18 protein-coding genes are annotated in these 22,771 nt (G+C 48.2%); 16 read left to right on the forward strand and 2 right to left on the reverse strand.

The window, feature by feature from the left end:
- Positions 1-92: 92 nt before the first annotated feature.
- From coaBC to FFM78_RS01580, 9 genes are all read left to right on the forward strand, one after another.
- The gene (gene coaBC / locus FFM78_RS01540; protein WP_137636677.1) at positions 93-1,307 is read left to right on the forward strand and encodes a bifunctional phosphopantothenoylcysteine decarboxylase/phosphopantothenate--cysteine ligase CoaBC; all 1,215 of its coding nucleotides are present in this window, start codon (positions 93-95) and stop codon (positions 1,305-1,307) included.
- A 362-nt stretch (positions 1,308-1,669) separates the two neighbouring features.
- Entirely contained in the window at positions 1,670-4,084 is a 2,415-nt protein-coding gene (priA, locus tag FFM78_RS01545; RefSeq protein ID WP_137636678.1) for a primosomal protein N', read from the forward strand.
- Between the two features lie 22 nt (positions 4,085-4,106).
- Complete coding sequence (fmt, locus tag FFM78_RS01550; protein ID WP_137636679.1) at positions 4,107-5,054, forward strand: methionyl-tRNA formyltransferase; 948 nt, start codon at positions 4,107-4,109, stop codon at positions 5,052-5,054.
- Positions 5,044-6,396 (forward strand): 16S rRNA (cytosine(967)-C(5))-methyltransferase RsmB, encoded by a 1,353-nt coding sequence (rsmB, locus tag FFM78_RS01555; RefSeq protein ID WP_137636680.1) that lies wholly within the window; start codon positions 5,044-5,046, stop codon positions 6,394-6,396. Before fmt ends, rsmB begins: the two co-directional genes overlap by 11 nt.
- Before the next feature lie 5 nt (positions 6,397-6,401).
- The gene (locus tag FFM78_RS01560) at positions 6,402-7,148 is read left to right on the forward strand and encodes a Stp1/IreP family PP2C-type Ser/Thr phosphatase (RefSeq protein ID WP_137636681.1); all 747 of its coding nucleotides are present in this window, start codon (positions 6,402-6,404) and stop codon (positions 7,146-7,148) included.
- The gene (gene pknB / locus FFM78_RS01565) at positions 7,145-8,860 is read left to right on the forward strand and encodes a Stk1 family PASTA domain-containing Ser/Thr kinase (RefSeq protein ID WP_137636682.1); all 1,716 of its coding nucleotides are present in this window, start codon (positions 7,145-7,147) and stop codon (positions 8,858-8,860) included. The genes FFM78_RS01560 and pknB overlap by 4 nt, the downstream gene beginning before the upstream one ends.
- A 129-nt stretch (positions 8,861-8,989) precedes the next feature.
- The gene (rsgA, locus tag FFM78_RS01570; protein WP_137636683.1) at positions 8,990-9,895 is read left to right on the forward strand and encodes a ribosome small subunit-dependent GTPase A; all 906 of its coding nucleotides are present in this window, start codon (positions 8,990-8,992) and stop codon (positions 9,893-9,895) included.
- A complete protein-coding gene (gene rpe, locus FFM78_RS01575) occupies positions 9,895-10,554 on the forward strand; it encodes a ribulose-phosphate 3-epimerase (RefSeq protein ID WP_171001813.1) in 660 nt (219 codons plus the stop codon). Before rsgA ends, rpe begins: the two co-directional genes overlap by 1 nt.
- Positions 10,547-11,191, forward strand: coding sequence for a thiamine diphosphokinase (locus FFM78_RS01580; protein WP_137636685.1), 645 nt, complete (start codon positions 10,547-10,549; stop codon positions 11,189-11,191). Before rpe ends, FFM78_RS01580 begins: the two co-directional genes overlap by 8 nt.
- Positions 11,192-11,274: 83 nt before the next feature.
- On the opposite strand, the gene rpmB is transcribed toward FFM78_RS01580, so the two are convergent.
- Together rpmB and FFM78_RS01590 are read right to left on the reverse strand one after the other, a co-directional pair.
- The gene (gene rpmB / locus FFM78_RS01585) at positions 11,275-11,460 is read right to left on the reverse strand and encodes a 50S ribosomal protein L28 (RefSeq protein WP_010011081.1); all 186 of its coding nucleotides are present in this window, start codon (positions 11,458-11,460) and stop codon (positions 11,275-11,277) included.
- A 169-nt stretch (positions 11,461-11,629) separates the two neighbouring features.
- Positions 11,630-12,148 carry a hypothetical protein gene (locus FFM78_RS01590; RefSeq protein WP_137636686.1) on the reverse strand — a complete coding sequence of 173 codons (519 nt, stop codon included), beginning with the start codon at positions 12,146-12,148 and terminating at the stop codon, positions 11,630-11,632.
- A 196-nt stretch (positions 12,149-12,344) separates the two neighbouring features.
- Here FFM78_RS01590 and FFM78_RS01595 point away from each other — a divergent pair, with 196 nt between their 5' ends.
- From FFM78_RS01595 to smc, 7 genes are all read left to right on the forward strand, one after another.
- Positions 12,345-12,707 carry an Asp23/Gls24 family envelope stress response protein gene (locus tag FFM78_RS01595; protein ID WP_137636687.1) on the forward strand — a complete coding sequence of 121 codons (363 nt, stop codon included), beginning with the start codon at positions 12,345-12,347 and terminating at the stop codon, positions 12,705-12,707.
- 131 nt (positions 12,708-12,838) lie between these two features.
- Positions 12,839-14,506, forward strand: coding sequence for a DAK2 domain-containing protein (gene fakA, locus FFM78_RS01600; protein WP_137636688.1), 1,668 nt, complete (start codon positions 12,839-12,841; stop codon positions 14,504-14,506).
- An 80-nt stretch (positions 14,507-14,586) separates the two neighbouring features.
- A complete protein-coding gene (gene recG, locus FFM78_RS01605; RefSeq protein WP_137636689.1) occupies positions 14,587-16,632 on the forward strand; it encodes an ATP-dependent DNA helicase RecG in 2,046 nt (681 codons plus the stop codon).
- A 20-nt stretch (positions 16,633-16,652) separates the two neighbouring features.
- Positions 16,653-17,675 (forward strand): phosphate acyltransferase PlsX, encoded by a 1,023-nt coding sequence (plsX, locus tag FFM78_RS01610; protein ID WP_137636690.1) that lies wholly within the window; start codon positions 16,653-16,655, stop codon positions 17,673-17,675.
- Positions 17,676-17,987: 312 nt separating this feature from the next.
- A complete protein-coding gene (gene acpP, locus FFM78_RS01615; protein ID WP_137636691.1) occupies positions 17,988-18,227 on the forward strand; it encodes an acyl carrier protein in 240 nt (79 codons plus the stop codon).
- 269 nt (positions 18,228-18,496) lie between these two features.
- A complete protein-coding gene (rnc, locus tag FFM78_RS01620; RefSeq protein ID WP_137636692.1) occupies positions 18,497-19,189 on the forward strand; it encodes a ribonuclease III in 693 nt (230 codons plus the stop codon).
- Positions 19,190-19,211: 22 nt separating this feature from the next.
- The gene (gene smc, locus FFM78_RS01625) at positions 19,212-22,763 is read left to right on the forward strand and encodes a chromosome segregation protein SMC (protein WP_137636693.1); all 3,552 of its coding nucleotides are present in this window, start codon (positions 19,212-19,214) and stop codon (positions 22,761-22,763) included.
- Positions 22,764-22,771 lie beyond the last annotated feature (8 nt).

Below are 22,771 nucleotides of genomic sequence, written 5' to 3' on the forward strand. Positions count from 1 at the left end.
TTTGGCACATCACTATGATGAAGTTATTGTTCATTTGCGGAAGTTGCAAGACGCGGCCTAATTACTTAGGTGCAAATAAGGGGGAAGTTATTTTGTTGGCTGGAAAACATGTGGCGTTGTACGTTAGTGGTGGGATCGCCGCGTATAAAGCGGCGTATTTAGTGCGGGATTTAATTCGGCAAGGTGCGCAGGTTCGGGTTGTGGAAACTACAGGCGCGCAAGCTTTCGTGACGCCGCTCACTTTTCAAACGTTGAGTAAGCATGCGGTTTACACGGATCGCTTTGCCCAATTAGCACCAGATGAAGTTGCCCATATTGAATTAGCCGATTGGACGGAGATCGCCCTGGTGGCGCCGGCAACGGCTGATTTAATCGCTAAAATGGCTCACGGTATTGCTGATGATTTTGCTAGTACTGCTTTGCTGGCCACTACTGCGGTTAAGTTTGTGGCGCCGGCGATGAACGTTCATATGTGGGAAAACCCCGCCACACAGCGCAACGTGACGACTTTGAAGGGTGATGGCGTACACATCATCGAACCGGATACGGGCTTTTTAGCGGAAGGTTATAGTGGTAAGGGGCGTTTTCCTGAGCCAGAACAAATTGTGGCCCTACTGCGCGCTAAATTACTAGCCCAGGATACCGATTTACTGCTACATGGTCAGCAAGTATTAGTCACTGCTGGTGGCACGCGGGAACGGCTGGACCCGGTTCGTTATTTGACCAATGATTCTTCTGGTAAAATGGGCTATGCGTTGGCGCAGGCCGCTCAGAATCTAGGTGCCCAGGTCACGTTGATCAGTGCGCCAACTGCTTTACCTGTTCCAGTGGGGGTAACTTATGTGGGTGTCGACTCCGCAGCGGCGATGCGCGCGGCCTTGTTACAGCGCTATGCCACTGCGCAGCTGGTGATCATGGCGGCGGCAGTGGCTGATTTTCGGCCGGCAACAGTTGCGGACAATAAAATAAAAAAGACGACCGCGGATTATACGTTGGCGTTAACAAAAAATCCGGATATTTTAGCAGAATTAGGCCAGCAAAAGCAGCAGCAATTTTTAATCGGCTTTGCTGCAGAAACCCAGCATTTATTAGCCAATGCCCAGCAGAAATTGGTGACTAAAAAAGTTGATATGATCGTGGCCAACGATGTTTCGCAGGCGCAGGTCGGTTTTGATCACGATACCAACGCGGTCACCGTTTTACAACCCCAACAGGCACCGCAACAGTTGCCGCTGGCCAGTAAGCAAGTGATCGCCCAGCAGATCCTGCAATTAGCGATCAAAGCCCAGGCGGCGCGAGCAAATTAATTGAACGGTTCCTTATATATTGTGAAGTAGAACCATGTTTCTTGCGGCACGGTTTTGGCCACAAGAATGGTTATCGTCCGTAACATCCGAGCTTATTAGTGTTTTTGACTAATAAGCAACCTATATTGTGAAGTAGAACCATGTTTCTTGCGGCACGGTTTTGGCCACAAGAATGGTTATCGTCCGTAACATCTGGGCTTATTAGTGCTTTTGACTAATAAGCAACCTATATTGTGAAGTAGAACCATGTTTCTTGCGGCACGGTTTTGGCCACAAGAATGGTTATCGTCCGTAACATCTGGGCTTATTAGTGCTTTTGACTAATAAGCAACCTATATTGTGAAGTAGAAAGGTGGTTAGTCATGGCGCAATTTGCTCAAGTGATCGTTGATGTGCCAACTTTACAAACAAATCGGCCCTATGACTATGCGATTCCAACGATTTGGCAGGCGCAATTACAGGCTGGAATGCGAGTCGTCGTGCCATTTGGAAATGGTGCACGCCAGGTGCAAGGGTTCGTTGTCGGTTTGACTACGACCCAACCCAATTATGCTGGTGAGGTCAAAACCATTGCGCAGGTGTTAGACCTGCGACCGGTGTTGAATCCTGAATTGTTGGCGTTGGCACAGTGGCTGGCGCAGTGGACCTTTGCCTTTCAGATCAGCTGTTTGCAGACTATGTTACCTAGTGTTTTAAAGGCTAGTTACAGTAAAAAAGTTCGGCTAACAGGTGCCGTCACGCCGGCGACGCAAGCTATTTTCCAGGATAAAACCGAGTTGGATTTTGCTGATTTGTCACCAGAAACAGTTAAGCAGCTTTTAAAATTACAGCAACAGCAGTTAGTTGAAGTGGTTTATGAAGTTCATGATCGCGCTAAGGTTAAAACGCTAAAAGCAATTCAACCGCTGTTGTCTGCGGCGGCGTATCGTCAAGCGGCGACACAGGTGCCGGCTAACGCCAAGCGGCAACAAGCGTTATTGACTTATTTACAGGCGCACGCCGCTACCACTGCGCCGCTACCAGTTGCACAGATCACTAAGGCCACACAGTTGACTTTGGCCAACATGCACACCGGGGTGGCAAAAGGCTGGTTGCAATTAGTCGATCTAGAAACTTACCGCGATCCTTACGCTGAATTAGCCAGTGCTCCGCGCACGCAGCCGTTAACGTTAACCGCAGAACAGGCTCAGGCTGTGGCACAGATCACGGCCGCCAGCCGCCAGCAAAAAGAACAAGTTTTTCTTGTTGAAGGGGTGACTGGCAGCGGTAAAACTGAAATTTATTTACAGGCGATCCAAGCCGCGCTTAAAATGGATCGTACCGCTTTGATGTTAGTACCGGAAATTGGTTTAACGCCGCAAATGGTGGCTCGAGTGCGGGGCCGTTTTGGTGAACGGGTGGCGGTTTTGCACAGCGGCTTATCGAATGGTGAACGCTATGATGAATGGCGGCGGATTGAACGCGGTGAGGCGCAAGTAGTGGTCGGCGCACGTTCTGCCGTTTTTGCCCCCTTGACTAATTTAGGTTTGATCATCATGGATGAAGAGCACGAAAGTAGTTATAAACAAGACGAAATGCCACGTTACCACGCCCGCGACGTGGCCTTATGGCGGGCAAAATATCATCATTGCCCAGTGGTACTAGGCAGTGCAACACCGTCGCTGGAATCACGGGCACGGGCGCAAAAAGGGGTTTACAAATTGTTACGCTTGAAAGAGCGGGCCAATCATCAACCTTTGCCGCCGGTGACAGTTGTCGATATGAAAAATGAATTAAAAAAAACCAAAGAGGATAATTTTTCTGATCTGTTAATGCAGGCGTTACGCAAGCGGGTGCAACAGCACGAACAAAGTGTGTTGATGTTAAATCGGCGCGGCTTTTCTTCATTTGTGATGTGCCGTGACTGTGGTTTCGTGCTTAAATGTCCGAATTGTGATATTTCGCTAACCTTGCACATGGATACGCACTCGATGAAATGTCATTATTGTGGGCATGAAGAGGCCATTCCCAAGGTCTGCACTAATTGTCAAAGCCGTAAGATTCGTTATTATGGTACTGGTACCCAAAAAGTGGAAAGTGAATTGCACACATTATTGCCGGCGGCTCGTATTTTGCGGATGGATGTGGATACTACCCGCCGTAAAGGGGCTCACGCTAAGATCTTGCGCCAATTTGGCCAGCACCAAGCCGATATTTTATTAGGGACGCAAATGATCGCCAAAGGCTTAGATTTTCCGGATGTCACTTTAGTGGGGGTTTTAAATGCGGATACGGCGCTAGGGCTACCTGATTTTCGGGCCAGTGAACGTACTTTTCAACTGTTGACGCAGGTCAGTGGTCGTGCCGGCCGTGCTGCCAAGGCTGGTGAAGTTATTGTTCAAACGTACAACCCAGAACATTATGCGATTCGGTTGGCGCGTCACCATGACTATGAAGGCTTTTATCAGCGGGAAATGACGTTGCGCCATCAAGGGGGCTACCCGCCGTATTATTACACGATTTTAGTGACCGCCAGCCACGAAGAAGAAAACGAAGCGGCTAAAAAGATTTTTCAGTTAATGAATCAAGTTAAACCGGCGTTATCGCCCCAGGCCGTTTTGTTAGGGCCGACGCCACGCGCCATTGCCCGGGTCAACAAGCGGTATTATTACCAAATGGTGATCAAGTATAAGCACGAACCGGAATTAGAAAAAGTATTGACTCAAATTATGCAAGAAAATCAGGCACGCCACGGAATTCAGATTTCCATTGATCGCGAGCCATTGAGTTTTATATAACCAGTAGAAAGAGGAGAAGTACGTGACTTCAATTGTATTTATGGGGACGCCGGCTTTTTCGGCGCCAATTTTAGAAAGTTTAATTGCCAATGATTATCAAGTTTTAGCGGCGGTAACTCAGCCTGATCGGCCAGTGGGGCGCAAGCACGTCTTAACACCATCTCCGGTTAAAAAAGTGGCGGTGGCGCATAATATTCCTGTGTTACAACCGGAAAAATTAAGCGGTAGTCCTGAGGCAGAGCAAATCGTGGCCTTAGCGCCTGATTTAATCATAACGGCGGCTTTCGGCCAATTCTTACCTAAAAAAGTACTGGCGGCGGCTAAGATCGCGGCGCTTAACGTTCACGCATCGTTGTTACCAAAATATCGTGGCGGCGCGCCGATTCAGTACGCCTTGCTCAATGGTGAGGCTGAAACTGGCGTGACTATTATGAAAATGGTGATGAAAATGGATGCTGGCGATATTTTACGCCAACAAGCAATTCCGATCACCAGTGATGATGACAATGGCACCTTGTTTGCTAAGTTAAGTCAAGTCGGTGAAAAGTTACTATTGGCCACGTTACCAGATCTACTAGCGGGACGTATCACACCGCAACCGCAGGATGAAAGTCAAGTGACTTTTTCGCCGACGATCAAACCTGGTGAAGAACAAATTACGTTGGCCATGACTGCGGCGGCCATTGATTTCAAGGTGCGTGCTTTGCGGCCACAACCTGGCGCGTTTGTGAAGATCAACGGCCAACGCACTAAATTATGGCAGGTACAACCAACTGCTGAAGTGACCACTTTAGCGGCAGGGGCCATCGCGGTTTTAGGTAAGCATCAATTAGGAATCGCCACGGCTGACCAGAAGGTGCTCTACATTAACGAACTACAGCCGGCCGGTAAGGCGAAAATGAACATTACCGCTTATTTAAACGGCCAAGGTCACGGCCTAAAGGAAGGGCAAGGACTCATTGAAGACTAATATTAAGCATTCACCGCGTTATTTAGCGGTTAAATTATTGGATCGGGTTGCTGATTCCGGTAGCTACGCCAATATTACCTTGGACCAGACGATTGCGAAAGAACAATTACAGCCAGCTGATGCTAGCCTATTGACTAACTTAGTTTATGGGGTGATCCAGCGCCAGTTAACGTTGGACTTTTACTTAAAACCGTTTATCAAAAAACCACAACGCCTGGAACGGTGGGCGCGGCAAAATTTGCGCGTCGCCGTTTATCAAATGGTTTATTTGGATAAAATTCCGAACCGGGCGATTTTCTATGAAGCCACAGAAATTGCTAAAAAAATGGGGAACCAGGGTGTCGCCGGGTTGATGACGGCTATTTTACGGCAAATTGAACGTCAAGGGGTACCGCAATTAGCGACGATCAGTGAGCCCTTGACGCGTTTAAGTATTAGTGCCAGTGTTCCCCAATGGTTGGTCGCAAAATTAACTGCACAATTAGGTTTGGCCAAAACGGAGGCTATTTTACAGACGATCAATCAGCCGGCTGCCGCATCGATCCGGGTGAATACTGCGATTGCCACGGTGCCTGAAGTTCAAGCGGAGCTAGCGGAGTTAGGCTTAGAAACAACGCCTAGTGAGCTTTCCGACGTTGGCTTAGTTCGGCGGGGCGGCTTTTTGGCTGGGACCACCGCATTTGCGTATGGTCAATACACGGTGCAAGATGAAAGTTCGATGTTGGTGGCGGCTAGTATGCAGATCGAACCGCAACACCAAGTTTTGGATGCTTGTGCGGCGCCTGGTGGTAAAACCACGCATATTGCGAGCTATTTGTCCGCAGAGGCTGGTGGGCATGTAGAAGCCTTTGATCTTCATCCCCATAAGGTAAAATTGATCAAAGATAACGCCAAACGCTTGCACGTGGCCGACGTGGTCACGGCGCGTGCCTTTGATGCCCGTAAATTACGGGATGTGGTGGCCAATAAATCGTTTGATCGGGTTTTAGTGGATGCCCCTTGTTCCGGTCTAGGCCTGATGCGGCGCAAACCGGAGATCAAATACGCCCGGCAACCTGAAGATCTACTAAATTTGCAAAAAATTCAATTGGCAATTTTAAATAGTGTGGCAATTAAAGTAAAACCTGGTGGCATTTTGACCTATAGTACGTGTACAATTGTTAATGAAGAAAATGCGGACGTGATCAAGCAATTTCTCGCCCAGCATGCCGAATTTACGCCAGTTCCGGTTCACACAGATAAGCCGCTCAAAGTGGCCACCGCGCCATATTTACGGCTTTACCCGGATGATTACGGAACGGACGGTTTCTTCATTTGTAATCTAAAACGGAAAACGAGGTAAAAGGGATGAAATTCGCTTACCGAACGGATGTTGGCCAACGTCGGGCGAACAACGAAGATTATGTAAGCGTCTATCAAAATGTAGCTGGGGTTCAATTTGCGATTGTGGCCGATGGGATGGGTGGTCACTTAGGTGGTGATGTTGCCTCGGCCATGGCCGTTTTACATATTGGCTATGATTTTGAGCAGACAGAGTTTGATAAGGTGGAGCCGATCATTTCGTGGTTGGTGGCGGAACTACAAAAGGAAAATGAGCACATTCTCAATAAATCACAACAGTATCCGGATCTATCGGGGATGGGCACAACCTTTGTGGCGGCGATCTATTATGAAAATGAATTTATTATCGCCAATATTGGGGACAGTCGTGCGTATTTATACCGGGAAGCACAACTGAAGCAATTGACCGAAGATCATTCTTTAGTCAATGAGCTGGTCAAGCACGGCCAATTAAGCGCCGAAGCGGCCAAACATCATCCCCAGAAAAATATTATTACCCGGACGCTTGGTGTTTCGGAGCAGGCCGACGCGGACGTTGTTGTGCGTCGCTCGCAGCATGGGGATTATATTTTGCTTTGCTCCGATGGCCTGACCAACATGGTGACCGATGAGCAAATTGCGACGATTTTAGCGAGTCCGCGGTCACTGGAATTAAAATGTCAGGCCTTGATCGATGCGGCTAATACTGGCGGCGGGTTAGACAATATTACGGCATTACTATTATACGAGGATCGTGGGGTGGCCGCACAATGATGGAAGCAGGATATAAGTTAGGCGGTCGCTACCGGGTGATCCGGCCAGTCGGTGAAGGTGGCATGGCCAACGTTTATTTGGCACAGGATTTAATTTTAAACCGGGAAGTGGCGATCAAGGTTTTACGTTTGGATCTGCAAAATGATCCGGATACGATCCGCCGCTTTCAGCGGGAAGAATTAGCTGCCACCGAATTGGTCCATCCAAATATTGTGGCCGTTTATGATGTTGGCGAAGATAATGGGTTGCAGTATATCGTGATGGAATATGTTTCTGGTACCGATCTTAAACGCTACATTGCTGATCATTACCCGATTTCCTACGCCGAAGTGGTGCGCATGATGACCGAAATTTTAGCGGCGGTGCAACAGGCCCACTCTCATGGTATCATTCACCGTGACCTCAAGCCGCAGAATATTTTGGTGGCACCGTCTGGTCATTTGAAGATCACTGATTTTGGGATCGCGGTGGCTTTGTCGGAAAACTCGATCACGCAGACCAACTCAATGTTGGGCTCCGTGCATTATTTGTCACCGGAACAGGCCCGGGGTAGCATTGCCACTAAGCAATCGGATATTTATTCCTTAGGGATCATTTTGTACGAAATGTTAACTGGTAAGGTACCATTTGAGGGCGAAACAGCAGTTAGTATTGCCTTAAAGCATTTTCAAAATGAGATCCCTTCAGTGCGCAAATTAGATCCGAATATTCCCCAGGCGTTGGAAAATGTGATTTTGCGAGCCACGGCTAAGGAGCCCGCCGAACGGTATGCCTCAGTTGGGGCGATGACCGCGGATCTAAAAACCACGCTGTCACCATTACGGGTTGGGGAACCCAAGTTTATTTCGCAGATCAGTAATGAAGAAACTAAGATCCTACCGTCGCTGTCGGCCGAACAATTTAATGCGACTGCTCCGGTGACTGCAACTGCTGATGCAGCTAAAACGACGGCGAAGGCTGCGGCGACCACTGCGGCCACAAGCTTACAAACACAAAAGAAGCGGCGCCCACGGTTATGGCCATTGCTGGTGATTTTAGTGGTGGTGATCCTAGCTGCAGTGGGTGGGTTCATCGCCTATGATCAATTACAGCCAGTAGCAGTGCCTAATGTGGCCGGTATGACCCAGCAAAAGGCCGAGGCGGCGTTGATCAGTAAACAATTTAAGGTAGGAACAGCCACTAAGCACAGTGATGATCAGGTCAAGGCCGGGCGGGTGATCAAAACCACTCCTGCTAAAGGCAGTCAACACAAGCGGCAAACTGTGGTCAAACTGCAGATCAGCACCGGACAACCGCAGTATGCTCTCAAAGATTATACCGATCAAAATTATGCGACTGTAGCGGCAAAATTAAAAAAAGCGGGCTTTAAGGTTAAGCAGACGACGGTGATCTCGCGTAATTACGCGGCCGACCGCGTTGTGGACCAAAGTATTAGCGCAGGCCAACAAGTGGTGGCTAAAGGTAAAAAAATTACGTTAACGGTCAGTGTTGGGGCCAATGGCTTTAGTTTGCTGGATATGACGAATTGGTCGCAAGCCAGTGTGCAAGAATATGCCAGTAGCATGGGCTTTGATCTGAAATTGAAGTATGATTATTCCACGGCGGTGCAAACCGGCACAGTGATGTCACAGACGCCAAAAGCTGGTACTGCAGTTCCTCATGACGCAAAAGTGACGGTGGTTCTTTCCCGTGGTGGTCAAGACACTAACTAATTATAGGTCTGCTCAATCAGTTGGCCAGCGCTAAAATAATTTTAGGCGCTGACTAAGTCAGTTTAAAGCAAAGTGAGTATTATTTGCGGTTGATTTTTAAAGCCATTAAAATAGAAAGTAGGCGCAAGTTTGGCACAAGGACAGATTCGTAAGGCCCTAAGCGGGTTTTATTACGTTTATTCACAGCAACAAACGTTTCAGACCCGTGGCCGCGGCAACTTTCGTAAGCGGCAATTGACGCCTTTGGTAGGTGATTACGTTGAATTTGAAAGCACTAATCAAACGGAAGGCTACGTTTTAAAATTATTACCGCGTAAGAATGCGTTGATTCGCCCGCAGGTCGTTAATGTGGATCAGGCTGTGGTGGTCACTTCTTGCGTTAAGCCCGACTTTTCTAGCAACTTGTTGGATCGGTTTTTAATGATGTTAGTGCAAAAGCAAATTCGGCCGTTGCTTTATTTCACCAAAGGCGATTTATTGGATGCTGCTGGGCGGGCTAAAATGGCACCGATCGTGGCCTATTATCAGCAATTAGGCTATCCGACCTTTTTTGCAGCCGATCCGTTTGCGCCTAGTTCGATCCAGCAGCTGACCGCTAATTTTAAGGATCAATTGACTGTCTTTATGGGCCAATCTGGGGCTGGTAAATCCACCTTATTGAATCATATTGATCCGGAATTACAGCTTAAAACCGCGGCCGTTTCGGAAAGCTTAAGCCGGGGCAAACACACCACACGCCATGTTGAATTATTGCCGTTATTTGGTGGTTTAGTGGCGGATACACCAGGTTTTTCTTCGTTGAATCTAGACGAATTTGAGTTAACCGAATTACCACAACTATTTCCGGAATTCGTGGCTGCTGCGGACGACTGCCGGTTCCGGGCTTGTCAGCATGATCAGGAACCCGGTTGTGCGGTTAAGCAGCAGGTGGCAGCTGGCCAGATTTTAGCCAGCCGGTACGCGAATTATCTGCAATTTCGTAGTGAAAAGAAGGCAGAAAAACCGAAGTATATCGGGAAGAGAGGGAAAAAATGATGAAAATTGCACCTTCAATTTTAAATGCGGACTACGCTAATTTAGCCCGCGATGTTCAGGCAGTCGAAACTGGTGGCGCCGACTATTTGCACGTTGACGTTATGGACGGTCAATTTGTGCCTAATATTACTTTTGGGCCGGGGATGGTGGCCGCGTTACGGCCGATCACTAAGTTAGCGTTGGATTGTCATTTGATGATCGAGGCCCCAGAACGTTATATTGCGGAATTCGCTAAGGCCGGCGCGGATATTTTGACTTTACACGTTGAAAGTACCCCACATATTTATCGGGCGCTGCAAATGGTCAAAGATGCGGGTGTCAAGGCCGGCGTGGTGGTCAATCCTGGTACTCCATTGGAAATGATCAAAAATGTGTTGCCATTGGTGGACCAAGTACTGGTGTTGACCGTTAATCCCGGTTTTGGGGGCCAGAAATTTATTCCGGCGATGTTGAGTAAGGTCAAACGTTTGGATCAATTACGGCAGACTAACGATTATCATTTTGATATCGAAGTTGACGGCGGCATCAATGAGCAAACGATCAAGACTTGTGCTGCTGCGGGTGCGGATGTGTTTGTCACCGGTTCTTATGTTTATGGCGCTGCTGCTCCCGCGCAGCAGGTCCAAAAACTACGGAACGTTGTTGCGACCCATGACTGAATTTAATTTGCTGGTTGGTGGGCCACCGGATATGTGGCCCGCCAATTTGGCGCAACAAAAAAAGATACCGTGGATCGCGGCGGATCGCGGGGCCTTGCGTTTATTGAAGTTGGGGATCACGCCGCAGATCGCAATTGGCGATTTTGATTCGCTGGCGCCGGCGGAATTGCGCCAGCTACAGCACCGAGTCAGCGACATGCGCTATGCAGTCGCTGATAAGGATGAAACTGATACTGAGTTAGCGCTGGTGCTGGCGTTTAACGAGTTACAGGCCACGCGGGTGACGATCTACGGGGCCACCGGTGGCCGTTTGGACCACTTATTGGATAATTTATTTATGCTGTTACAGCCACGCTTTTTGCCTTATTGTCAGCGGGTTCGGCTACTTGATCGGCAGAATAGTTTGCGCTTATTTTTGCCGGGCACGCACACGATCACGCAAGAAGCCGGGCAACACTATGTGGCTTTTGCACCGCTGACGGCGGTTAAGGGGTTAACTTTATACGACACTAAATATAAGCTGACCAATCAAGATTATGCGCAAGCGATCATGTTTGCCAGTAATCAATTTACCCAAAAAAGCGCTACCTTCAGTTTTCGCACTGGTGTGGTCGCGGTGATCCAAAGCCATGATTGAAAATACTTAAGTTTGCAAAAAGCAAAAAGCGGTGAACACATAAGTAATTATGTGTTCACCGCTTTTTTTATCGTCTAATGTAATTAAACGCGAGTAACCTTACCGGATTTTAATGTCCGTGCAGAAACCCATACACGTTTTGGCTTGCCATCAACTAGGATGCGCACTTTTTGCAAGTTAGCTTTCCAGCTACGACGGCTATGGTTTAACGCGTGTGACCGCTTGTTACCGAAGGTTGTCCCTTTGCCGGTAATGAAATCTTTAGCCATGTCTAGTCCTCCCTTAAGCATTTTTACATGCTGCTCGTTAACACTTACCTGATTTAATTTATCATAATAGGCCTGTGATTGCAATACTTTTCTTTCAAGTAAATTTGCTTGACAGGGTAAAAAGCCACCGCCGCTCAACCAGTAATTCCAGGATGGTGAGTACTAAATCCTACAAACGAATTTTCGGTTGAATTAGTTTTTGCATATTTGTTGTGGTGGCCAATTTGCTCTTATTTTGGTAATCAAGTGAGCGCCAAAAGCTATCTTTTTTGCCGGGATCGGGAAATAAAAGGGTGGTCACATGTGGCATCTGTGTCAATATGGCCGCACAGCGCCAAGCCTTTTTACCTAATAAAAGTAAATTGACCTGGTGTGGTGCCTGCTGGGCAATGAAGGTCTGTAATTCGTCGCCAACACCGGCTAAAGCAAAGTAGACCTGGTGCTTTTTAAAATGGCGTAATAATTGATTTGGTGTAAAATTACGTTCTAAATGGCGTAACTTGGCTTCGATCTGTGGTCTACCTAATAAATAGGCCATTAAACGGCGGTAAGGCTTAGCATCAGGGGCCAAAGGTGTGGGAATGAAGGCGGCAGTGCTAAACGGATAATAAGTGATCTGTTCAGTTGCGGTGTAAGCTGCAGTTGAGTTATATTTTTTGCTGCCAACGATTACGGTGATCGTGGTCATAGCGGCACCTCCGTTTACTTTAAGTGTAAAAGCAGCGGCTCCTTAGCGCAAGCAATCCGCAAATTTGTGAACCAAATTAGCGCTTGCAAGTACAGGATAACTTTTCAATGGTTTCCGGCTATGATAGAATGGCGTGTAGAAGTTTTTTATTGTGTGCCTCAGCGGTACACAAAGTGAAAATGAGGAGGTTCTTTTAATGGCTGTGCACATTAAAACCCAATACGGTACAATTGATATTGCCAATGGCGTGATCGCAACAGTAGTCGGCGGCGCCGCAACTGATGTTTATGGCATCATTGGAATGGCAAGCAAAAATCAAATTCGTGATAACTTAAATGATATCTTACGCAAAGAAAATTATGCGCGTGGCGTTGTTGTGCGCCAAGAAGAAAATGGGGTGGCCATTGATGTTTATATCATTGTTGGCTACGGCACCAAAATTTCGGAAGTTTGCCGCAACGTGCAAGCCAAAGTGAAGTATAATTTGGAAACCATGCTTGGCGTCACTGCTAATTCAGTGAACGTATTAGTTCAAGGCGTGCGGGTCTTAGCAGACTAAGACTTTTTAAACGACCTGAGTAAGTTTTAGGTCAACTCTAATGAAGATAAAGTCGTATAATGCGGATACGAATGTGTCCCGCTGGTTTTGTTTTGCGTTTAAAGCAGACAAAGCGGCAGAGGAGGATAATTTTGGAAGTAACAGAAATAACGGCAGCACAATTTCAAGATATGGTGCGCATTGGCGCGCATCGGCTGACTAAAAACGCCGAATTTGTTAATTCATTGAATGTTTTTCCGGTTCCCGATGGCGATACCGGTACTAATATGGGCCTTTCATTCGGTAGTGGCGCTAAAGCCGTTAACGAATCCAACGCCACCAGTATTGGTGAGTTGGCGCAATCACTGGCTAAGGGTTTATTGATGGGTGCGCGGGGTAACTCTGGGGTGATCACCTCACAATTGTTCCGGGGGTTTGCCAGCAGTGTTGCCGGTAAGGAGACGCTAAGTGCGCTGGATCTGACGCAAGCTTTGATGAGTGGCGTGGAAACGGCCTACAAAGCGGTTATGAAACCGGTTGAAGGTACGATCTTAACCGTTGCACGCGAGGCGGCGCGGGCAGCCAATAAAGCAAGTAAAACCACCACCGATGCCGTTGTGATTTTACAGGCGGTTGTGGCCGCAGCGAAAGCGGCGTTGGCAAAAACCCCAGATCTATTGCCGGTTTTAAAAGAAGTCGGCGTCGTTGATTCTGGTGGTCAAGGCTTAGTTTTCATTTATGAAGGATTCTTGGAAGGTCTTTCCGGCGAAGTTTCTGATGAGGATACTTATCAACCAGATGAAGGCGAAATGGACGAAATGGTTAACGCCATGCATCATCAGAGTGTGCAAAGTCAAATCGCCACTGAGGACATTGAATTCGGCTATTGTACCGAAATGATGGTGGGCTTAGGCCAAGATGGCGCAACCGCAACGTTTGATTATGAAGCTTTCCGCAATCATTTAGATGGCCTCGGCAATTCTTTATTGGTGGTCAACGATGATGAAGTGGTCAAAGTCCACGTCCACACCGAACATCCCGGTACGGTGCTGGCTTACGGCCATCAATATGGTTCGATGCTCAAGATCAAAATCGACAATATGCGTTTGCAGCACGAAACGATTTTAGAACAAGACCAAGCCAATGAAGCGGCGGATCAGGAGCCAATTGATTTTGGTATTATTGCGATTGCTTCTGGTAAAGGTGTCGGCACATTGTTGAAGAGTTTAGGCGCCACAACGATTCTAAGCGGCGGGCAAACGATGAACCCTAGCACCCAGGATATTTTGGATGCGATCAATTCGGCTAACGCTAAGCAAGCCTTGATCTTGCCTAACAACGGTAATATTATTTTGGCGGCCCAAGAAGCGGCTAAGGTGGCCGCAATTCCGGTGGCGATCGTACCTAGTAAGACGATCTCCCAAGGGATGACCTCATTACTTTCCTTTAATCCGGATAATTCTTTGGCAGAAAACCAGGAACAAATGACGGCTGGTTTGGCCGATGTGATCAGTGGGCAAGTGACTCAGGCCATTCGCGATACCACCATTGATGGGTTGCCGATCAAGAAAAATGATTACATGGGAATCATTGATGGCAAGATCAAAGTAACGGCGGCAAAACGGAAGCAAGCCACTATTGATATGATCAAGGCAATGCTCGATGAAGATAGCGAGATCGTCACGATTTTAGTTGGTGAAGGCGGTACCCGCAAAGAAGCGGAGGCCATTGCCGCCGGTGCTGATCCAGACGACCAATTGGAAATTGAAGTGCACGATGGTGGTCAACCCGTTTATCCATATTTAGTTTCAGTTGAGTAGGTAGATCGTGTGCGAGCTGAGGGACTAACCTCAGCTCGTTTGCCGTAGTGGTTAGTTTAGTTGATGAAGGTGGTGCAGTGATGACGACTAAAAGTTTGACGGATCCGGTGGCTGTTTTACCCGGTGTCGGTCCGAAAAAGGTTCAGGCCTTACGGGACCTGAAAATCGTCACGATCAGTGATTTATTGCATTATTTCCCGTTTCGTTACGAAGATCTGAAAGTAAAAGCTTTGGCTGAGGTCAACGATCAGGAAAAAGTGACTTTAAAGGGGATCGTCGTTGCGCCACCAGTGGTTAGTCGTTTTGGTCGCGGCAAAAATCGCTTAAACGTTCGCTTATTGATCGAACGGGCCGCGGTGATCGTCACCTTCTTCAATCAGCCCTGGTTAAAGGACAAGTTCGCCACCGGCGCTGAAGTAGCGGTTTACGGTAAATGGGATGCCCGGCGCAAAAGTATGACCGGCATGAAAGTCTTGGCCATCAAAAATGATGCCAGTCCCGAATTTGCCTCGATCTACAGTGTTTCAAAAAGTATTCGGCAAACCACCTTGGTCAAGTTGATCCGGGCCGCTTATGAAAGTTATGCCGACGTGATCGAGAATATTTTACCGGCGGCGTTGATCGCTAAATACCGCTTAGTCACTGAACAGCAAGTGATCCACGGGATGCATTTTCCTAAAAGTCAGGCCGAGGCGGATGCGGCGCGGCGCACGGCTATTTTTGAAGAGTTTTTCTTATTCCAAATGGCGATCCAACTGCTAAAAAAGCGGGAACAGGCGCCGGAACAAGGGGTGGCCGTTCATTATGACAATCAGAAGCTACGGGCCTTTATTCAGACCCTACCGTTTGAACTGACTAAAGCACAAAAACGGGTGGTCAACGAAATCTGTCGCGATCTGAAAAGTCCGCGGCATATGAACCGGCTGCTACAAGGTGACGTTGGGAGTGGTAAAACCATTGTGGCCGCGCTGGTGATGTACGCGGCGGTAACGGCTGGGTACCAAGCAGCGTTGATGGCGCCAACGGAAATTTTAGCGGAGCAGCACTACAAAAACTTACAGCGCTTGTTTGCTGCTTTTGACGTTCAGGTGGCGTTGTTAACGGGGTCGATCAAAGGAAAAGCACGCCAGGCGATCCTCAGCGATCTGGCCGCAGGTAAAATTGATCTGATCATTGGGACCCACGCTTTGATTCAAACTGGCGTGGACTTTGCTAATTTAGGGTTGGCCATCACCGATGAACAGCACCGCTTTGGTGTGAATCAGCGGCGCATTTTACGTGAAAAAGGATACCGGCCAGATATTTTGGCGATGACGGCCACCCCGATTCCGCGAACCTTGGCGATCACAGCCTTTGGTGAAATGGATGTTTCCACCATTGATGAACTTCCTGCTGGCCGGATCCCCATTAAAACCAGTTGGATCCGGGGCAATCAAGTGGCTAACGCGCTGAGCTTTATCCAAAAGGAACTCGCTCAAGGGCGGCAAGCTTATGTGGTGACGCCTTTGATCGAAGAATCTGAAAGTATGGATTTAAAAAATGCCCAGGCTGTTTTCACCAAAATGCAAGCCGCCTTTGCGCCGACTTATCAAGTCGGGTTATTACATGGCCAGTTGAAAAATGAAGAAAAAGACCAAGTGATGCAGGCGTTTAAAGCCAATCAATTTCAGGTTTTGGTGGCGACGACTGTGATCGAAGTTGGGGTCGATGTGCCGAATGCGTCCGCAATGTTGATCTTTGATGCAGATCGGTTTGGCTTGTCGCAACTACATCAGTTGCGCGGGCGTATTGGGCGCGGGCACGCGGCGTCATTTTGTATTTTAGTGGCGGATCCGAAGAATCAAAACGGCATCGAACGGATGGAAACTATGGTGGCCACCAATGATGGTTTTCAAGTTTCGCAAAAGGATCTTGAATTACGGGGTCCTGGTGACGTATTAGGTGAAAAGCAGTCGGGAATGCCGGAATTTAAGGTGGCGGACCCTGTGGCTGACGCCCGTGCTTTAGAGGCGGCCCAGCTTGAAGCCACTCAGTTAGTGGCTAGTGACGCTTGGCAGCGGCCAGAAAATCAGGCCCTGGCGACTTATTTAGCGCAACAGGAACAGAATTACCAAAACTTAGATTAGCGCAGGGAAGGGAGCCAGTTATGAAGATTGCAGTAGACGCAATGGGCGGCGATAATGGCCCATCAACGATCGTTGCCGGGGTGGAACGTGCCCGCGACGAATTTCCAGATATTGAATTTTTACTTTATGGCGATGAAGCCAAAGTCCAAGCCGAGATTAAGAACCAGCAACGGTTGACCGTGATCGCGACCAGTGAAGAAATTTTGGCCGACGAGGAGCCGGTGCGGGCCGTACGGCGCAAAAAAGATGCGTCGATGGTAGTGGCGGCTCAGGCCGTCAAAGCTGGCGAAGCGGACGCAATCTTTTCCGCAGGCAGCACCGGGGCTTTATTGGCAGCCGGCTTATTTATCATCGGTCGGATCAAGGGAATCGACCGCCCAGGATTGATGCCAACCATGCCTGATTTTCGAACCGGTGGCCAATTTAATATCTTAGATATTGGGGCCAACGCCGATAGCAAGCCGGAAAATTTGTATCAATTTGCGGTATTGGGTAATTACTACGCTAAAAATATGCGCGGGATCGACCGTCCCCGGATCGCCTTGTTGAACAACGGCACGGAGCCTGATAAAGGGGATCTGACGCATAAGGCGGCCTACAAGCTGATCGCGGCGCAAAAAGATTTGAATTTTATTGGCAATATTGAGGCTCGTGAATTATTGAATGGGTGTGCGGACGTGATCGTCACCGATGGCTTTACTGGTAATGCGGCGTTGAAGTCGATTGAAGGGACCGCAATGTCGATCTTACATTTGCTGAAACAATCGATCATGAACGGTGGCGTTAAGGCTAAACTCGGCGGTGCGTTGTTAAAGGGTAGCCTCGGCACTTTACGGGATAACTTTGAATATTCCCGTTATGGTGGGGCGGTTTTACTCGGTTTGAAGGCGCCAGTGGTCAAAACCCATGGAACTGCCAGTGCGGATGCGGTGTATTACACGATCAGCCAGATCCACGCTATGGTGGCCAAAAATGTGGTGCCGGACGTGGTCGATTATTTCAGTCGCAACCAATTAGCCAAGCGGCCAGAACAAAACGATTAAATTGGGCTAGACAATGGTGGCGAAAACCATTACACTACTATTTGAACCTTGAAATCGACTACTAGTAAAAAAATTTAGTGCTGACGAATGTGATCCTTAGGTTAGACAAGCGGCTTTTAGTTGCTTTTTAAACCTAACTTGGTCATGTTGGGCAGGGAAGCGTTCGCTTTTTCACTGCCATCGTTTAGGGCTAATTTTTCTTGCCGGTGACCGACATTTGAAGCGTTGTCAGTACAATAAAGCAGCGACGAATTTGATTTGTCCAGCGCAAAATTATTGGTTACCAGCAGTAGCCAAGCAAGGGGGGATTAGATGTCTGAGCAAGAGATCTATGATAAAATCGCACAATTGATCGAAGAACGGTTTGAAATTTCGGCTGATAAGGTCAGTCAAACATTGGACTTCAAAAAAGATTTAAATGCTGATTCGATCGATATTGTTGAATTTATTTTGGAGCTAGAAGATACCTTCAATGCTGAAATTTCCGATGAAGATGCGGAAAAATTAGCAACCGTAGGCGATGCCGTGACTTATATCAAAAATCATCAATAATAAACTGAGGGCCGTGGCTATTTCGTGGAATAGTTACGGTCCGTTTTTTAGCTTAGCCGTGGTGGAAAAAGCGGTTAGCCAACTACGACGGAGTGGGCGCTAATAGCTTTTAGGCCATACGCTAGTCTTTTTAAGGGAAAACCTGTATAATACGCTGGTGGAATAAATGTTGTCGGCTTATTGCGGACTGAATTTAGCGCTGCTTAGGCTAAAAAAGTCATTATTAGAAGCCCTGTTAGTCAAGTGATGTAAGCGAAAGGAGCCCCGTTGTGGAGCAAGAATTTTTAAACGAGTTACGTGATCGTTTTGGCATTGAGTACCGGAATGTTGATCTATTGACCGAAGCGTTCACCCAGTCCTCGTACGTAAATGAACATCCCAATTTAAAGTTACAAGATTACCAGCGCATCGAATTTCTCGGTGACGCCGTGATGGAATTAACGGTTTCGGAATATTTGTACAAAAAGTACCCCAATTATCCTGAAGGTAAATTGACCCGGTTACGGGCAGCAATCGTCTGTGAGGATAGTTTTAGTGCTTTTGCGCGGGAATGTCACTTTGACCGTTACATCAAATTGGGCAAAGGTGAAGAGAAAAATGGTGCCCGTGATCGTAATTCACTTTTATGTGATATTTTTGAAAGCTTTGTTGGTTCACTGTATTTAGATCAAGGAAAGGCTGCCGTTGGGCGGTTTGTGGCCCAAGTTGTTTTTCCTAAGGTTGAACAAGGCGCTTTTTCTTATGTGTTAGATCACAAAACCAACTTGCAAGAGTTTTTGCAAAAAGATGGTGAAGTGGAGATCAATTATCGCTTGGTCGCCGAAGCGGGGCCTGCCAATGACGCGCAGTTTACGGTGGAAGTCGTTGCCCGTGACCAAGTTTTAGGCCAAGGCACAGGTCACACCAAAAAGGCTGCGGAACAAGTGGCAGCCGAAGTGGCTTTGCGCAAATTACAAGCTTGATCACGAAAAGGAGCCTAGCAGTGTGCAACTTAAAACATTAGAAATCAATGGCTTTAAATCCTTTGCGGATAAAACGGTGATTCAATTTGATCACGGGCTTACCGGGATCGTCGGACCAAATGGCAGTGGGAAAAGTAATATCACGGAGGCGATCCGCTGGGCACTAGGCGAGCAGTCGGCTAAAAGCCTGCGCGGCGGTAAAATGCCGGATATTATTTTTGCCGGTTCCAGCGAACGTAAACCGCTGAATCGGGCGGAAGTGACCTTAACTTTCGATAATTCCGATCATCAGTTGAAGACAGAGTATGATCAAGTGAGTGTGACCCGGACCTTATATCGTGATGGGACTTCGGCCTTTTATTTAAATCAAAAAAGTTGTCGTCTAAAGGATATCGTTAATTTATTTATGGATTCTGGCCTTGGGCGAGAATCCTTTTCCATTATTTCACAAGGGAAAATTGCGGCTATTTTCAACAGTAAGCCGGAAGATCGCCGCGGAATTATTGAAGAAGCGGCCGGCGTTGTTAAATACAAGCAGCGCAAAAAAGAAGCGGATAGTCAATTGACGACCACCGCCGATAATTTGCACCGCGTCGCCGACATTATTGCCGAACTGGCCCAACAAGTGGAGCCTTTAAAAGAACAAAGCAGCTTGGCCAAAGATTATTTACAGCAAAAAAAGCAATTAGATCAAGTCACGAAAACACTTTTGGTGCGGCAGATCGAAAAGCAAGCGGCCAGTAAAACACAGCAACAGCAAGAACTAAAAGCGGCCCAAGAAAATGTACGTTTAGCCCAGCACAATCAAACCGCGTTTCAGACTAAGGTGACGGCACAAAAAGCGGCGCAGCAAAAAATCACCCAACGTTTGGATACCTTACAACAAGATCAATTGCGGATCACAAAACAACAGGCGGAATTAGCGGGGCAGGCGGAATTAGCCGGTGAACGGCGGCAGGTTGCCCAAGATAAGCTGACTGACCTGACGGCGGCTTTAAAAAAGCAACAGCAGCAACTGACTGCCTTACAGCAGACTTTGACTACTGAAAAAACCGCGCTGGCTCAGGCTGAGCAAGTTTTACAGCAGAAGCAGCAATTAGTGAAGAATTATACGCAGGCCCAACAAGTCGATGAAGCGACTTTGAAACAAAAGGTGGAAAGCTTGCGGCAGGACTATATTGATCAGCTGCAGCAGCAGACAACTTTACACAATGAAGCTGTTTATTTAGCACGGGAGCAGCAACAAAGTCAAGTGCGCGATCAAAAGCAACAGGACCAACAAACTGCCTTAGCTGCGCAACAGCAGGCTTTGGCCCAGCAATTGACGGCGGCTAAGGCCCAAGCCACACAATTGCAGCACAAGGTGACCCAGCAGCAGCGCCAGCAACAGCAATTGGCGGATCAATTGGCCGCCAAGCAACAGCACTACGAGCAGCAGCAACAACAGTGGTATCAGGCCTTAGCCATCATGCAAAAGGCCCAAGCGCAGCAGGCTAGTTTGGCCGAAATGAAGGATGATTATAGTGGCTTCTACGCTGGGGTACGCGGGGTTTTAAAGCATAAGGCCCAGCTAAGCGGCGTTATTGGGGCGGTGGCGGAACTGTTGACCGTTCCGGCTAAATATAATCAAGCGCTGGAGGCTATTTTAGGCAATCAGTTACAGGCAGTGGTTGTCACCGATGAAGCGGCTGGTAAACGCAGCATTACTTATTTGAAGCAGCAACGGCTGGGCCGCGCGACGTTTCTACCTTTGGCAGTGATGCAGCCCCAGCATTTAAGCAGCTTACAACAGCAACAATTAGCGCAGCAGCCCGGCTTTATTGGCGTGGCCGCTGAGCTTGTTGAATTTGCGCCGGAACACGCAAACGTGATGCGGCATTTACTAGGGCGGATCGTGGTTGCCAGTGATTTAAATGCGGCGATCAAATTGGCGGCGTTATTGCAACACCGGGTGCGGATCGTCACACTTGATGGCGATATTTTGAATCCTGGTGGGGCCATGACGGGCGGTGGCAAAACACGCCAGAATGGGTTACTAGCCCAAGAACAAAAACAACGTGAATTAGTGACCCAGCTTGCGCAAATGAAGCAGCAATTGGCCGCTAAGGAAACGGCTTTGCAGACCCTAAAACAGCAGATCACCACCACGGACACCCAATTGACAACGGCCAAAACAACGGCGGCCCAATTGGCGCAACAACAGTTGGAAAGCCAGGCAACTTTGAAGGATCTGACCCGGCAACAAACCCAGTTGACGCGGCAACAGCAAACCTTTGATTTGACCAATCAGCAACAGAATGCGGCCGCCACCGACTATCAGCAAAAGGTTAAGGCTAACCACGATCAAGCTACGGCTGTGGATGCAGCCTTGGCCACGCTCCAAACGCAGCTTAAGGCGCAGCAGACGGCCTTAGCCAGCTGGCAGGAAAACCAGGCGACAACTGCCAGTCAACGCCAGCAGGCCCAAACTGAGCTGGCAGTGGTTCAGGAACAACAAAAGCAGCGGCAGCGGACGAACCAGGCACATATTGAGCAGCAAAGCGTTTTGCAGGCGGCTATTGTGCGGGATCAACAACAAGTTGCGCAACTGCAGCAGCGGTTAAGTACCCAGACCAAGGATCACGCCAGCAATGCCGCTGATCTGCAACGAGCAGCGCAGCAGTTAACTAAGTTGGCGCAACAAAGCGCGGCCGTCAAAACTAAGCGTGATCAATTGGCGGCGACCTTGCAACAGCAAGAAGCCCAGCTGGCCCATGCGCAAACCGGTTATCAACAGCAATTAGCGACCCAACAGCGTTTAGAAAATAGTTTGGCTAATTTAAACACCAGTTTGAATCAGGCCTTGACGCAATTGGAAAGTGAGTATAACTTAAGCTTTGAAGCCGCTAAGGCAACTGCCTTGACCAGCGATCTGGCTGCGTTACAGCAACAACGAAAATTATTGAAACTTGGTTTAGCTGACTTAGGTGAAGTTAACTTGGGGGCCATCGCCGAATACGAGCGGGTCAGCCAACGTTACGAATTTTTACAGGCGCAGCGCCATGATCTATTAGGTGCGCGGGAGCAATTAGCGGCAACAATGGCCGAAATGGATCAAGAAGTCAGTCAACGGTTTAAGGCAACTTTTACGGCGACAGCCCAAGCTTTTGCGGCGATTTTTCCGCAGATGTTTGGCGGCGGGCAGGCAGAATTAAGCTTGACGGACCCAGCGAATTTATTGACCACTGGCATTGAGATCACTGCGCAGCCACCGGGTAAAAAGTTGCAGCAATTAAGCTTGTTATCTGGCGGTGAGCGGGCGTTGACGGCGATCACGTTATTATTTGCCATTATTCACGTGCGGCCAGTGCCGTTATGTATTTTAGATGAAGTGGAAGCCGCGTTGGATGAGGCCAATGTTGACCGTTTTGGTCGTTTCTTACAGCGCTACGATCAGCAGACCCAATTTGTGGTCATTACGCACCGTAAAGGCACGATGATGGCGATGGATGTTTTATTCGGCGTCGCGATGCAAGAATCCGGCGTTTCCCATATGGTTTCTGTGGCCTTAGCGACTGACCCGGCCACAGCATAATTAGGAGG

The organism is Loigolactobacillus binensis, assembly GCF_005405165.1.
Taxonomy (GTDB): domain Bacteria; phylum Bacillota; class Bacilli; order Lactobacillales; family Lactobacillaceae; genus Loigolactobacillus; species Loigolactobacillus binensis.